Origin of the sequence: Cedecea sp. P7760, from assembly GCF_013386425.1 — a bacterium.
Classification (GTDB): Bacteria; Pseudomonadota; Gammaproteobacteria; order Enterobacterales; family Enterobacteriaceae; genus Cedecea; species Cedecea selenatireducens.
This window is the reverse complement of sequence record NZ_JACARU010000113.1, coordinates 1-619: the sequence shown is the minus strand read 5'-3', so window position 1 is coordinate 619 and position 619 is coordinate 1. Positions and strand designations below refer to the sequence as shown.

Genomic DNA, 619 nt, shown 5'->3' with positions numbered 1-619 from the left:
AAATATGAGTATGCAGGTGAGTACATTTTTTAATCAAGTGGTAATTGATATAGCGGCTGTGCCCGCACTTGATATTCCTCTTTTTTGAAAGAAATCTACGAAAAAACCATTATCATGGGTGGAAGCTAACATCCTTCCCATTCACTAAACCTATGATTAGGTGATATTAATATGATTAGTTTCTTTAAAGAAAAAATAAATATTCACTCTGATAATTTACAAAGTGCCATTAATAAAAAAACAAACAATACATCGCTATCTAGCAAGTCGTTGGAAAAGTTAGTGAGTATAGTAAACACTCAGTATGAATTTAAAAATAGAGAGGCTGAATTTATAATCCGAGGTACCCCTTGCAGTACCAATGTAAATTACAGAGAGGTTTCAAAATTAATCAAGGAAATAAAAACCATTAAATCTTTCAAAGATGATTCATTTATCAACTCTCAAATTCACTCCTGGGAAGTCAATGCTAAAAAATTATTAAAAACAAATTACATTCCTGATGATGAGAAGCAATTATTGGGTAAGGGATCAAGAGGAACTGTATATAAAGATGGTGAATCTATTCTAAAGAAAACGAAAAACTTAACAGTAAATGAAATTTTTCATGAAGCAAATA

Annotated in this window: 1 protein-coding gene; it reads left to right on the top strand. The window is 30.4% G+C overall.

Annotation, left to right across the window (positions count from 1 at the left end; translation table 11 throughout):
• Positions 1 to 171: 171 nt before the first annotated feature.
• Positions 172 to 619 (top strand): hypothetical protein (locus HX778_RS24900; RefSeq protein ID WP_218167272.1); only part of this gene is annotated, 448 nt, incomplete at its 3' end.